12 protein-coding genes are annotated in these 13,238 nt (G+C 43.1%); 5 read left to right on the plus strand and 7 right to left on the minus strand.

Annotated elements, in window-relative coordinates:
* Window positions 1-456: 456 nt before the first annotated feature.
* Window positions 457-2,010, plus strand: coding sequence for a GAF domain-containing sensor histidine kinase (locus NLP_RS26945; protein WP_104909005.1), 1,554 nt, complete (start codon window positions 457-459; stop codon window positions 2,008-2,010).
* A 323-nt stretch (window positions 2,011-2,333) separates the two neighbouring features.
* Window positions 2,334-3,752 carry an IctB family putative bicarbonate transporter gene (locus NLP_RS26950; protein WP_104909006.1) on the plus strand — a complete coding sequence of 473 codons (1,419 nt, stop codon included), beginning with the start codon at window positions 2,334-2,336 and terminating at the stop codon, window positions 3,750-3,752.
* 62 nt (window positions 3,753-3,814) lie between these two features.
* On the opposite strand, the gene NLP_RS26955 is transcribed toward NLP_RS26950, so the two are convergent.
* Window positions 3,815-4,093, minus strand: a complete 279-nt coding sequence (locus NLP_RS26955) for a WGxxGxxG family protein (protein WP_104910055.1) — start codon at window positions 4,091-4,093, stop codon at window positions 3,815-3,817.
* Between the two features lie 180 nt (window positions 4,094-4,273).
* Window positions 4,274-4,741 (minus strand): SsrA-binding protein SmpB, encoded by a 468-nt coding sequence (smpB, locus tag NLP_RS26960; protein ID WP_094349892.1) that lies wholly within the window; start codon window positions 4,739-4,741, stop codon window positions 4,274-4,276.
* A 657-nt stretch (window positions 4,742-5,398) separates the two neighbouring features.
* Here smpB and NLP_RS26965 point away from each other — a divergent pair.
* Window positions 5,399-6,082, plus strand: coding sequence for a response regulator transcription factor (locus tag NLP_RS26965; protein WP_104909007.1), 684 nt, complete (start codon window positions 5,399-5,401; stop codon window positions 6,080-6,082).
* Between the two features lie 45 nt (window positions 6,083-6,127).
* On the opposite strand, the gene NLP_RS26970 is transcribed toward NLP_RS26965, so the two are convergent.
* The 4 genes from NLP_RS26970 to murC form a co-directional block, all read right to left on the minus strand.
* Complete coding sequence (locus tag NLP_RS26970) at window positions 6,128-6,631, minus strand: low molecular weight protein-tyrosine-phosphatase (RefSeq protein WP_104910056.1); 504 nt, start codon at window positions 6,629-6,631, stop codon at window positions 6,128-6,130.
* 176 nt (window positions 6,632-6,807) lie between these two features.
* Entirely contained in the window at window positions 6,808-7,155 is a 348-nt protein-coding gene (locus tag NLP_RS26975; RefSeq protein WP_099100025.1) for a YbaB/EbfC family nucleoid-associated protein, read from the minus strand.
* A gap of 199 nt (window positions 7,156-7,354) precedes the next feature.
* Window positions 7,355-8,353 (minus strand): UDP-N-acetylmuramate dehydrogenase, encoded by a 999-nt coding sequence (murB, locus tag NLP_RS26980; RefSeq protein WP_104909008.1) that lies wholly within the window; start codon window positions 8,351-8,353, stop codon window positions 7,355-7,357.
* Between the two features lie 124 nt (window positions 8,354-8,477).
* The gene (gene murC / locus NLP_RS26985; RefSeq protein WP_104909009.1) at window positions 8,478-9,941 is read right to left on the minus strand and encodes a UDP-N-acetylmuramate--L-alanine ligase; all 1,464 of its coding nucleotides are present in this window, start codon (window positions 9,939-9,941) and stop codon (window positions 8,478-8,480) included.
* A 403-nt stretch (window positions 9,942-10,344) separates the two neighbouring features.
* Between murC and nadD the strand changes: the two genes are divergently transcribed.
* The gene (nadD, locus tag NLP_RS26995; RefSeq protein WP_104909011.1) at window positions 10,345-10,971 is read left to right on the plus strand and encodes a nicotinate (nicotinamide) nucleotide adenylyltransferase; all 627 of its coding nucleotides are present in this window, start codon (window positions 10,345-10,347) and stop codon (window positions 10,969-10,971) included.
* A 116-nt stretch (window positions 10,972-11,087) separates the two neighbouring features.
* Complete coding sequence (locus NLP_RS27000) at window positions 11,088-12,101, plus strand: type I glyceraldehyde-3-phosphate dehydrogenase (protein WP_104909012.1); 1,014 nt, start codon at window positions 11,088-11,090, stop codon at window positions 12,099-12,101.
* 105 nt (window positions 12,102-12,206) lie between these two features.
* Here NLP_RS27000 and thiL read toward each other — a convergent pair whose 3' ends face one another.
* Window positions 12,207-13,229 (minus strand): thiamine-phosphate kinase, encoded by a 1,023-nt coding sequence (thiL, locus tag NLP_RS27005; RefSeq protein ID WP_104909013.1) that lies wholly within the window; start codon window positions 13,227-13,229, stop codon window positions 12,207-12,209.
* Window positions 13,230-13,238 lie beyond the last annotated feature (9 nt).

A 13,238-nucleotide genomic window follows, 5' to 3' on the forward strand; every position in this document is an offset into this window, starting at 1 on the left:
ATTATTTACGTCATCCTGCACTAGCATTATCATCTCTAAGTGCTAGCTGTTATCAGTAAAATAGCTATATTTTATTCCGCCAACATATAAATTTTTAAGTAAATTTACTTTGAATGTTCCAGTACAAATTTTCCCTTATATACATAAAAAATGACAGCCCCTTTGTATTGTATCCTTAGCATTAGCTTACCCTGGCTGAATCTAAATCTAACGTAGTCTGATTGCAAAATCTCAAGCAATAAAGACTACACCAGTGCTAAATAAACAAAATTCAGCACCAGTAACTAGTAACTAGCAGACACCACATCTTGGCTTAATGGAAGGGAGAAAAAATTTTTGCCTTAAATTTGTTTGTCAGAGGCAAAATTAGGGAATGCTTAAAAATAGCAATTGATAACCTAGAAATAGGACTTAGATCAATTACATAATCGAGAAATTATTAAGGTAGCAGTGGCAATGATAGAGCCTGAAAACAAATTATTTGCCCTAAAGGATGGTTGGGATTCTCATGAATCAAGAGAACAGCAACGCCTCAAAGCTTTGTCGGATTTAGGTTTGCGGCAACCAGAAACAATTCCGGTTTTTGAAGAAGCCACACAGACTGCCGCCCGCTTTTTGGAAGCACCAATTTCCATATTGGGATTTGTAGATCAAGAACGCCACTGGTTCAAGTCGGCGGTGGGCTTATCTAGGCTGGGATTAATGAATCATTTGGCACAAAGCCGCCAACTACTACGCCGGGAGTCCTTTTGTACTCAGGTAGTAGATAGCTTTCAAGTAGTTGTAATTAATGATACGCATAAACTTACAGATCCAGTACTTGCTAGCAGCAAGTTAGTGCAAGATTATGGTATTCGTGCTTACTTAGGAGCGCCATTGATTGATGCTGAGGGACATTGTTTGGGTGCATTGGCGGTGATGGATTTAGTGCCACGCAATTTTACACCCCAAGACATTGAGTTTTTACAAATCATCGCTCGTTGGAGCATGAGTGAATTTGAACGTAACCGACTCCTGCAAGCGAAACTCGAATCAAGCGCTCCCAAGAACGTTCCGATATTTTCACTCAATGAGGAACGTAACACTGAGATTAAAATCACTGCATCCACTCAAGATAGCGACTCTGTTTCTACTAAGCAACTGAAGCTAGAACTTTTGAGTCAGCTAACTCAGGAGTTACGCACGCCCTTAACATCTGTACTCGGTATGGCTAGTGTTTTAGGACGTGAGATTTATGGGCCTTTGACGACTAAGCAGAGAGAATATTTGGAAATTATCCAACACAGTGGTCGGTACTTACTTTCCCTAGTAAACGAAATTACCGAACTAGGAGCTATGGATGAAAATTCAACTGTGCTAAATCTAGCTCCCGTGGATATTGAAATGCTATGCCAACAAGCTATCAATACCCTCGAAGAAATAGCTAATCGCCGCGAGCAAGATATTCGCCTGTCTATAGAACCGGGACGCAGTCGCATTTGCCCTTTAGATAAAGACAAGGTGCGGCAAATCCTCTATCACCTGGTTTTCAGTGTGATTCAACTTTCGGCTACAGGTAGCATTGTTCGCATTCATGTTTCTTACAAAGAAGATACGCTCAACATTACCATTTGGGTTTCCCATCCCTGGTTAGGGGACGGCATAACTGAGGTTGATCCTTACTTCCGTCTCAATTCTTTGTCGTTGCTGGAGCTTACAGGTGAGGTAGCAACTTACAATACTTATACAGACAGACACGAGCAACTAGATACTTCATCAGTAGCAGTGGAGAATTCCAAGAATCTGAGTGATTCCCACTCAAATTTCTTTGCTACTAGTTCAGGTATAAATTTAGCTAAATCGCATGGAAATCTTTCTCGTGAAAGCTTGGGTTTATTACTAAGTTGTCAACTGGCAGAATTGCATGGCGGACATATTTTGATTCAAGGTTCACCAGAGTCAGGATATCGTTATGTGCTTTCTTTGCCGCTGCAACTGGCGACTTCCTCACCAGCAATTAGCGATGTCTGATCGTGGGGATTGGGGATTGGGGATTGGGGATTGGAGATTGGGAAAGACGTATTTTCTATCTATATTTCATTAATTCGTAGCGAATTATCTGTGTGCTTCTGCGCTTACCTATGCCTTTAAATTTCAACCCTCAATTCGCCACCATTTTACGTAAAGCTGTACTAAGTATATGAAGAACTATCTTAACTTCGTGTTGGCTGATGGCTAAGAATAAGAGCGCCATCAAGCGATCTGCAATCTCTGTTATTACCTTTTTATAGCTATAGGCATTATGATCAATTCCAAGTTCTGCGTCGGCAGGCTAATCGATCGCAATGTTTTTTATGAATTTAGTCTGGCAACGATTTACTCTATCAACTTTACCGCTCAAAGAATATCTTGCTACCAGTTATGTACACCGCTCTCTGGTGGGACTACTAAGTTCTTGGCGGCAAACTAGCGTCTTACTCCAGTGGGGAGATGCGATCGCAGCGGCTTTACTCAGCTTAATATATGCTCTAGCACCTTTTGCTTCGAGTACGTTGGTGGGTTTTTTGCTGGTGGCTTGTGTCGGATTTTGGCTGTTGTTGACTTTATCCGATCAAGTAACACCAGCAAATGTCTCGTCAGTCACTCCGATTCACCTGCTAGTATTGCTCTACTGGGGGGTTGCCGCAGTTGCAACAGCATTATCACCAGTGAAAAAGGCGGCACTTAACGACTTGGGAACGTTGACCTTGTATTTGCTACTATTTACCCTTTGTGCCAGGGTATTAAGGTCGCCTCGTCTCCGTTCTTGGATTATCATCCTTTATCTGCACGTATCGTTAATTGTTAGTGTATACGGGTTGCGGCAATGGTTTTTTGGAGCCACAGCACTGGCAACTTGGGTCGATCCAGAATCTCCTATGTCAAAGACTACAAGAGTCTACAGTTATTTAGGCAATCCCAACTTATTGGCTGGATACCTCTTACCAGCAGTAATTTTTAGCTTAGTGGCAATTTTTGCATGGCAAAGCTGGCCTAAGAAAGCCCTTGCATTAACGATGCTAATTGTCAATAGTTCTTGCCTGATTCTGACTTTTAGTCGTGGTGGTTGGATTGGACTAGTGGTGGCAGTTTTAGCTGTGATGGCATTACTAGTTTATTGGAAAAGCGTGGAAATGCCTCGTTTTTGGCGTACTTGGTCACTACCGATTGTCTTGGGAGGTTTGATCGGCGTATTGGTGCTAGCAGTGATATTTGTAGAGCCAGTGCGACTGCGAGTCTTTAGTATTTTTGCCGACCGTAAAGATAGCAGCAATAATTTTCGCCGAAATGTATGGGATGCTGTTTTTGAGATGATTCGCGATCGCCCGATTTTCGGCATTGGGCCTGGTCACAACTCTTTTAATAAAGTTTATCCCCTGTACCAACGCCCTCGTTACACTGCTTTGAGCGCTTATTCGATATTGTTTGAAGTGACTGTAGAAACTGGCTTTGTTGGTTTAGCCTGTTTTCTCTGGCTAATAATTGTCACATTTAATACGGCACTTTTGCAAGTGCGACGATTGCGAAAAATCAGGAGTGTAGAGGGATTTTGGTTAATTGGAGCGATCGCTATTTTGTTGGGTATGCTAGCTCACGGCACCGTAGATACTGTTTGGTATCGTCCTGAAGTTAATACCCTCTGGTGGCTGATCGTTGCCTTAATTGCCAGCTATTGGACACCTTTAGCTCGAAATCAGACAAGTTCAACTAACTCAGAAGCAGCAATAAACTAACATCAATAAGTTGTCAGTTGTTGTCTTACTGAACAACTGACAACTTTTAAATTTTGAATTGTCTAATCTCTGTAAGTAGTGCCACTTGGGGCATTAGGGTCGCGATAAGCAGTCGGTTGAGGATCGCGCTTTTTGCCAGCCAACCCAGCTAGACCGAATAAACCAATCAATCCTAGCCAACCCCAATTAAAATCGTTGCGCTCATTAGTGGTCGTTGTTGGAGCAGTAGTGGCCCCGGAGTCATTAGTTGTCTGAGCTTGTGCAGATAGAGTTAAGGGTAAAATTCCCATACTCAAGCTGAGAACGCCAGCCCCAACAAATGTAATGAAATTACTTTTCATAAATCTGAAAATTCCTGATGCCATCCGAAGTTACTCACCACTGTATCGAGTCTCAACCGTAACAAAATCAATCTGCGGCTATAAACTAGGCATTTTCAGAACTCACGCTGTAGACATACAAGATAATTTTCACAGCAATCAGTTTCTCACTCTTACTGTGGTAGTTTAGCAAACCGATCCTCAATAGCTTTTCATAGCCCGTTGAATGTCACGCTGGTCTTGGCGTCGTTTCAGGTCTTCTCGTTTATCGTGGAGCTTTTTACCTTTTCCAAGGGCTATACTCACTTTTAGCCAGCCTCGTTTAAGATACATTTTCAAAGGGATTAAAGTTAAACCCTGCTGTTCGACTTTGCCAATTAGCTTACGGAGTTCTTGGCGATGCAATAGTAGCTTGCGTGTACGCCGTGGTTCATGATTAAAATATTGTCCACTAGCGTTGTAAGGTGAGATATGCACATTAATCAACCATGCTTCGCCATTGCGAAGCAAAGCATAGCCATCTTGGAGATTGACTTTACCCGCACGAATCGACTTCACCTCTGTTCCTGTCAACTCAATTCCAGCTTCGTAAGTTTCTAGAATTTCATACAAATAACGGGCTTGACGGTTGTCGCAAATAACTTTGTAACCTTCGTTCTTGTCGCTCATTGATAATTTTGTGTGCTTTAAATGTACCTAAAAAATTATTTTGATTGGCTTGTAAATTATAGGGTGTATCTTAGAACCGCTATAAATGGTGAACTGTATATCACTAATTTAGCTTTTTTAAGTTCAAAATTAAGGTTTTCTGGCAACTTTAAGTTAGCTGATACCGCTTACCTTTGAGGTTTCATAGAACAAGTTGCTTGAGCAACTTGTCTGACCAAGCCTGATTTTGTGCAGTTTCACAAATAGGACTTATACATCAAGTAGGGGCAATACCCTGTGGGAAGCCGCTTCTCTAGGAAAGACTCTGCATAACTTGCTTCTTTGCGTTTACATGAATTGCCCCTACAGAAAATCAAGATTTTCTACTCCCTTTTGGCATAAGTCCTGACAAAGAATTGGTATGACGCTAATGATGATGAGTTGTTACAAATTACAAAGCTCTCTGTGCCTCCTAAGCACAGGGAGTCTAAGGTGGTTACACTTCGTTAACCTTCCTAATGATTTAAGATTTTCCTTATAAATAAACCCTTAGAGCAGTCATTAGCTAGTAATCCTGTCATAGTATGAAACATAAGAACACTATTATTGTCTGTGTTCACTAACGGAGTACATAGAAGCAATATTTCTGAGTAAAAAAATGCTAGGGGTGTATTATCCATGCCCTTGACGATCCTTGTAGTGGATGATGATTTGGGCACTCGTCTGTCTGTTAGCGACTATCTTGAACTGTCTGGCTACTCAGTGATCACGGCTAATGACGGTCAAGAGGCTTTGTTTATGGTGGATGAGTATCATCCTGATTTGATTGTCACGGATATTGTTATGCCACGAATGAATGGCTATGAACTGGTGCGCCGGGTGCGTCAACAACCAGTGTTTCGTTTATTGCCTGTAATTTTATTAACGGCACGTATTAAAACCCAAGAAAGAATTCTGGGCTACCAGTCAGGGTGCGATTTATATTTACCCAAGCCTTTTGAACTGGAAGAGTTAGCAGCAGCAATCCGCAATCTTTTAGAGCGATCGCAAATTATCCAATCAGAATACCGTTTTTCTCATAAAGACAGTTTGGGCATTTCCGGCTTGACAAAAGCGGAGGATGCGCATAATTCTCTGTCCACTAAAATTCAGCAATCCCATCTGCACTCAGCCCTAACTCATAGAGAACAGGAAGTCTTAGAGTTATTGACTCATGGTCTTTCTAATGCCGAAATGGGTCATCAGCTACACCTGAGTCCTCGAACCGTGGAAAAGTACGTTAGCAGTTTATTGAGAAAAACCTCAACCAGCAACCGCGCGGAATTAGTCCGTTTTGCGATGAAGCATGGTTTAGTGGAATAAAAGTTAGGAGTTCAAAGTGAGGAGTGAGGAATTAAAACTTCTAACTCATAACTCTTCACTTTGAACTTTTGTGAGCAGGCCTTCACAAGCATCGATCAGTAAATCAATAACCTGATTAAATCCCTCTTGACCACCGTAATAGGGATCTGGAACTTCCTTTAGAGTGTGTCGAGAGCAAAACTCGCATATCAAACGCACTTTATGCTGATATTGCTTAGTTCGATCGAGACTGAGGATGTTATCATAATTTTCTCGATCCATAGCCAAAATCAAATCAAAGTCTTGAAAGTCTGACTTTTGAAACTGGCGTGCTCGACCACGCAGTTTAATTCCCAACTTAGTAGCAGCCGCAGCACTCATGCGTCTGTCAGGTGGGCTACCAACGTGATAGCTAGATGTGCCAGCAGAATCACAGAGGATGCGTATGCCTTTGGGGTCGGCGGAGCCATCGCTCAAGCCAGCCTGCTCAATTAGATGATTCATGATATTTTCTGCCGATGGCGATCGGCAGATGTTACCTAAGCAGACAAACAGCAACTTGTAAGGCATAGATTTTCTTTGTCCTTTGTCAATAGTCATTTATCTGCGTACCCCTTCAAAAAAGCAAGCTACGCACAGCGTTTCCCTGAGCAGAAGTCTGAGCGCCGACTTTCGGCGCTCAGACTTCTCTGTTTATCCAGTGACTAATGACCAATGACTAATGACCAATGACTAATGACCAATGACTAAAATCCAGGTAACTCCAATCCACTGGTTAATTCTTCCATACGTTCCCGCATTGTTGCTGTGGACTTGTTGTAGGCTTCTTTCATTGCCACTGTTACAAGATCAGAAAGTACTTCTGCACCTTCTGCTAAAGCATCTGGAGAAATTTCTACTCGTTTTGGTTCTTGGTTCCCACTGACAATCACCTTCACCAGGCCACCGCCAGATTCTCCTTGAATCTCCATTTGCTCCAATTCTTCTTGGAGTCGCTTTGCGCCTTCTTGAACTTGCTGTGCTTTCTTAAAAGCTTCGGCCAGTTCCTTCATTTTTCCTAAGCCAAAGCCAAATCCCTGTCCTTTTCCTGTCATAATTATTTGTACGCGTGTGCGTTGAATAACAAATCAAATTCAATTATAGATGCGGTAAGTAATTTGCCTCTTTTTTTACCAATAATTAATGCATCCTAGAATAGATTATGGGTCACAAGATGCAGAAGTGCAAAGGGGAAAGACTTACTCCAACTTCCCCTCTGCTCCTTTGCTTCGCCCATTCCCGGAATTAAAAGTTTCAACAAGCACCTTGAAACTCTCCGAGCATTTTAACTTCTGGCTCTAAATTAATAGACCAACGTTCTTGTACTTGATGTTGGATGTGGCGAATGAGACAGAAGATGTCACTAGCTTTTGCTCCACCACGATTAACGATAAAATTAGCATGGAGTAGCGCTACTTGTGCGCCACCAATTTGGTAGCCTTTGAGACCAGTTTGTTCAATTAACCAGCCAGCACTGTAAGGTTTGGGATTGCGGAAAACACTGCCACAACTGGGGAAGTTGTATGGTTGGGTGCTTAATCGATGCTTTTTGTGTTCTTTGGTGATTGCCACAACTTTTGCGGGGTCTGCACCTGGCGCGAGTTGTAAGGTGGCTTGGGTGACTATGCGATCGCCACCTTGCAATAATGAAGTCCGGTAGCTATAACCTAACTGTTCCGGGGTAAGAGTTTCCAGTGTACCATCGGGTGAAAGTACCTGGGCACTAACTAACATATCTGCGATACAGCTATTATGTGCCCCTGCGTTCATCACCACGGCACCTCCTGCTGTTCCAGGGATACCAACAGCCCACTCCAATCCTTGCCAACCTAATTCTGCTGCTGCCCATGCCAGGCTGGGAATTGATTCTCCAGCAGCAACGGTTAATTGACCGGTTTGGGGGTGAAAGTTGCTGAAGCGGAGATGACGAGTAGCAATGACTAAGCCTGATATACCACCATCGCTTACCAGCAAGTTAGAACCTGCTCCCAGTGTTGTTACCTTTAAATTACGTTCTTTTGCGTATTTAAGACTTGCTTGCAGTGCTTCTAAGTTTCGGGGGGCAACGTATAAATCAGCGGCTCCCCCAACTCTATAGGAAGTAAACGCTGACAAAGAAGCCTGGGACTTGATCGCACAATCAGTACTGGGTAAGTAAATTACTTCGTTCTCCACTGAATTAGCTGTTTGCTGTTTCTTTGTATTCAAAGCAGAAACTGTGCAGACGTTTCCAGCTGCCTGGGAAATGGTCATCTTTACTTTGTTTTGGTAAAATTTTTACATTAATTTACCGCAAAGATACGGTAACAGAATTCACAGATGAAACCGTTGCCAGAGAGGCACTTTGCTCGGAAATAAAACTTCGCAAAGTCTCCACTTAGGATGTGGCTTTAGCCGGCTCACAAAGTGTCGTAATTATTTCAGGAATCACCTGGTTCAAATTTCCAGCTCCCAAAAACAGCGCCAAGTCTCCTGGGCGTAGTGTTTGTAGCAAGTACTCATACACTGCGGGTAAAGTTGATTGATAAACTACCTGCGAATGCTGTTTAGCAATTTCCGCCGTTAGACGTTCACCACTAATTTGCCCTAAATTAGGTTCACCTGCACTGTAAATATCAGTCAGTACAACCAAATCAGCATGGGTAAAGGACTCGGCAAATTCTTCTAAAAAGGTCAGTGTACGGCTATAGCGATGAGGTTGGAAGATGGCAACCACTCTTTGCCCTGGTCTTGCCTGTAAACGTGCTGCGGCGAGAGTAACGCGAATCTCGCTAGGGTGGTGAGCATAGTCATCAATGAAGGTAATGCCATTGACTTCACCTCGAAACTCAAAGCGTCGTCTTGCTCCTTCAAAGGTGGCGATACCTTTGGCAATTGCTCCAAATTCTAAGCCCAAAGCGCGACCAACAGCTACTGCCGCTAGGGCATTGCTGAGATTATGCCGACTGAGCAACCGCAACGTCAACACGCCCAAAGCTTTGCCTCTTTCCCAAACCAAAGCCGTGGTACCATCAGCGCGATAATCAATATTGGTGACGGTGTAATCGGCGTCGGTATCTGAGTATAAGCTGTAGGTAATTGTGGGTTGCAAGCGATCGCGCACCGTAGCACAGTCAATACTACCTATTAACGTTTTACAACCCTTAGCAAATGTCTGGAAGATGTCAATGACTTCTTCTAATGTATCGTAATGGTCAGGATGATCTAGTTCAATATTGGTAATGATGCCAATTTCGGGAGCGTGTTTTACTAAAGAACCATCTGATTCATCTGCTTCGGCTACCAAATATTGGCTTTGTCCCAATCGAGCATTACCTTCCCAAGCATTGACTTCGCCACCGACTAAAATCGTTGGGTCTAGACCTGCTTCCAGAAGCATATAGCCAATCATGCTACTGGTTGTAGTTTTGCCGTGTGTTCCTGCCACTGCAATACTGTAGTAATCGGCAATTAAAGCTGCTAGTACATCTGAACGATGTAAAACTGGACAACCTAATTCCAGAGCTGCTTTGTATTCTAAATTATTAGTGTTAATTGCTGTTGAACAAATGACTTGAGGCAATTTTGACTTAGTATCAGCAGGTAATTGTTCTTGTGAATTTAATACTACTGGATTAGCTAATACCTGAGGGTGAAAGAATTCGAGATTGCTTGCCTCTTGTTTACCAAAAATATGAGCGCCGATAGATTCCAACTTGTGCGTAATGTGGTTAGGACGAAGATCCGAACCTGATACTGGAAATTGACGCTTTGTGAGAACGTATGCCAGAGCAGACATACCTATGCCACCGATGCCAATGAAATGAAATGGTCTACCACTAAAATCTACAGAATTAGTCATTTATTGCTCCTCTTACACCACACCACACCATAATCACAAATGACACGCGTATCATAACAGGAATTTGATTTTTACCGTAACTACTCCTGTATCATGTTCATGTTTGATGCCCAAATGATGTTTCTGCTCTGGCTTTCCTGGTTCAGAATGATTTTACCTTGGTTGAAGGTTTTTGCTATTTCTGAACTGTTCTTAAGATTATTCTGAAAATTTTGGCTGCATCGGGAAAGAAATTCTTGTAATGTCAAATACATATTTTTGGCTACCTTACTGGAATTGGCTACATAATACATTGTTTAGTGAAACTAATTTGAAATTGCATCAAGTCTAGGCGTGAATTGAGTACAATAGTACATTGGTAATGAAACTATTTTTCAATTGCATAAAACCCAGGCTTATCTGGATGCAGCAACTAGCAATTTTTGGTGGCACATTCAATCCAATTCATTGGGGACACCTGCTTGTAGCCGAGACAGCTTTGCATCAAGTATCCCTTGAAAAGGTAATTTGGGTGCCATCCCTAAATCCTCCTCACAAAGAAGCAGCTTTGTTTGAGCATCGCGTGCAAATGTTGCAATTATCCATAAAAGATAACCCAGCGTTTACTGTCTCACTAGTGGAGACAAATCGCTCTGGGACTTCTTATGCCATTAACACCCTGATTGACTTATCTGCTTGTTACCCAAATACTCACTGGTACTGGATTGTGGGCTTGGATACTTTCCAAACCTTACCCGGTTGGTACCGAGGACACGAATTAGCACAAATGTGTGATTGGCTAATCGCACCCCGACAGCTAGGTGGTGAGACTATAACTCAAAGTAAATTAATCTGCAAGCAAGTGGAGCAACAACTTAGAGAGCAGTCACGTAACATTCACTGGCAACTCTTAAATATACCTTTAGTAGGAGTTTCGTCAAGTCTAATTCGCAAATTTTGCCGCGAACGCCAGTCAATTCGTTATTTAGTCCCGGAATCGGTCAGATCATATATCACTAACAACAATCTCTACTCTTACAAATCTGAATAAATTATGTGTTTTTTTATTGATCTAACACTTTATGGTTAAAAGTGCCCCCCCCCTTTGCGATATGATTGGGGTCAACGATATCAACATATAAGCATAAATACAGAGGGCAAGACACTGTGATTAGAGTTGCAATCAACGGTTTCGGGCGGATTGGACGTAACTTTGCGCGTTGCTGGGTGGGTAGAGAGAATAGTCGAATCGATCTTGTCGCTATTAATGACACTTCAGACCCTAGAACCAATGCTCACCTGCTGAAGTATGACTCAATGTTAGGGAAGATCAAGGGTGCTGAGATTAGTGCCGATGATAACTCTATCATCGTTAACGGTAAGACCATTAAATGCGTATCCGATCGCAACCCAGAAAACTTGCCCTGGAAAGATTGGGGAATTGACCTAATTATCGAAGCAACCGGGGTATTTACTAGCAAAGAAGGAGCGCTCAGGCACGTAAATGCCGGAGCCAAGAAAGTTCTGATTACCGCTCCTGGTAAAAACGAGGATGGTACTTTTGTGGTTGGTGTGAATCATCATGACTATGACCACAACAAACACCACATTATCAGTAATGCTAGCTGTACTACCAATTGCTTGGCACCAATCGCCAAGGTGTTGAACGATAAGTTCGGCATCATCAAAGGTACGATGACCACCACCCACAGCTATACAGGCGATCAGCGCTTGCTAGACGCTTCTCACCGGGATTTGCGACGGGCGAGGGCCGCAGCGATAAACATTGTACCCACCTCTACTGGCGCAGCAAAAGCAGTGGCGCTGGTTATCCCAGACCTCAAAGGCAAGCTAAATGGCGTTGCCTTGCGCGTACCAACCCCGAACGTCTCAATGGTAGATTTCGTAGTTCAGGTTGAGAAGCGTACTATTACTGAAGAAGTTAACCAAGCTCTCAAAGATGCTGCCGAAGGCCCACTCAAAGGGATTTTGGACTACAGCCAACTAGAACTAGTATCTTCCGATTATCAAGGTAGTGATGCTTCTTCGATTGTTGATTCTAGCTTGACTTTGGTTATGGGCAATGACCTAGTAAAAGTTATGGCGTGGTATGACAACGAGTGGGGTTACAGCCAACGAGTCTTGGATCTGGCAGAATTGGTAGCTGAAAAGTGGCAATAATTTGTCATTAGTCATTGGTCATTAGTCATTAGTCATTAGAAAAATCACATAGACGCTCTAGCGGCTACTCTACGAGTTCTCCAACGGAGTACCCGCAGGGTAGGACTATTGTCCAAAATGTTGAAATCCCTGGTCAAGACTCAGAACTTGGTCAGGGAATTTTTTTTGCTCGTCGTGCAATATTACTGTCGATCCGGCTGTAATCCTGCCTGCGATCGCAGCACCTTCTCCAAGGTGTTGCACTAAGGTTGATGCTAACTCTTGTGGTAAACACAGCACTAATTCAAAGTCTTCGCCACCATATAGAGCATAAGCTAGCGCTTGGTCTGGTGTCAGCCAATGGTTAAAAGTTTTTGGTAGGGGAATTTGTCTGCGTTCTAAAACAGCGCCAACGCCACTCGTGCGGCAAATTTGAATAATCGCATCTGCTAAACCATCGCTGCTATCCATACCAGCAATGGAAAGTTGGAAGTTAGGAGTTAAGATTTTCCAGAGGATTGCTAAGACATCTAATCGTGGCTGTGGGCGTTGGTGTGCGCGGATTAGAGCCGTCTTTTCTTCGTTGTTAAGATTTTCTCCTAATTCGGGATGCAAAAGCAGTTCTAAGCCCGCGTGAGAGGCTCCATGAACGCCTGTAACGACGATCGCATCCCCAATCGCAGCAGCAGAACGACGGATAATTTGACTAGGGTTAACTTGACCAAAAGCAGTAATTGCCAAAGTAGTAACAGGCGATCGCACCACATCACCCCCAACAATTGGGGTATTGTATTTTTGCAGGCATTCCGTCATTCCCTGGTACAAGCGTTCTACCCAACTCACCCTAAGTTCACCGGGTAGTCCCAAGCCGACAGTGATTCCCAATGGCGAAGCGCCCATTGCTGCTAAATCTGATAAATTGGCAGTCACTGCTCGCCAACCAGCATCTTCTGGAGAAGTGGTGAGGTTGCTAAAATGTATGCCATCAACCAGCACATCTGTAGTCACTACCAAAAATTGCCCTGGTGCAGTCTCAAGTACTGCGGCATCATCGCCGATAATTTCTGGTGGGCAGAAGCGCTGTAATCTTTCTAAAAGACCTTGTTCGCCAATGTCTTTTACTTGTTGAGAAGATAACTCACTGTTCACAATCGGTTT

This window comes from Nostoc sp. 'Lobaria pulmonaria (5183) cyanobiont', from assembly GCF_002949795.1.
GTDB lineage: Bacteria > Cyanobacteriota > Cyanobacteriia > Cyanobacteriales > Nostocaceae > Nostoc.

Bases quoted from the DNA above. Each gene is read 5' to 3' on its own strand.
- NLP_RS26965 (WP_104909007.1), top strand. From the start codon at position 5,399: ATGCCCTTGACGATCCTTGTAGTGGATGATGATTTGGGCACTCGTCTG.
- NLP_RS26955 (WP_104910055.1), bottom strand. From the start codon at position 4,093: ATGAAAAGTAATTTCATTACATTTGTTGGGGCTGGCGTTCTCAGCTTG.
- nadD (WP_104909011.1), top strand. From the start codon at position 10,345: ATGCAGCAACTAGCAATTTTTGGTGGCACATTCAATCCAATTCATTGG.
- murC (WP_104909009.1), bottom strand. From the start codon at position 9,941: ATGACTAATTCTGTAGATTTTAGTGGTAGACCATTTCATTTCATTGGC.
- NLP_RS26970 (WP_104910056.1), bottom strand. From the start codon at position 6,631: ATGCCTTACAAGTTGCTGTTTGTCTGCTTAGGTAACATCTGCCGATCG.
- NLP_RS26950 (WP_104909006.1), top strand. From the start codon at position 2,334: ATGAATTTAGTCTGGCAACGATTTACTCTATCAACTTTACCGCTCAAA.
- smpB (WP_094349892.1), bottom strand. From the start codon at position 4,741: ATGAGCGACAAGAACGAAGGTTACAAAGTTATTTGCGACAACCGTCAA.
- NLP_RS26945 (WP_104909005.1), top strand. From the start codon at position 457: ATGATAGAGCCTGAAAACAAATTATTTGCCCTAAAGGATGGTTGGGAT.
- murB (WP_104909008.1), bottom strand. From the start codon at position 8,353: ATGACCATTTCCCAGGCAGCTGGAAACGTCTGCACAGTTTCTGCTTTG.
- NLP_RS26975 (WP_099100025.1), bottom strand. From the start codon at position 7,155: ATGACAGGAAAAGGACAGGGATTTGGCTTTGGCTTAGGAAAAATGAAG.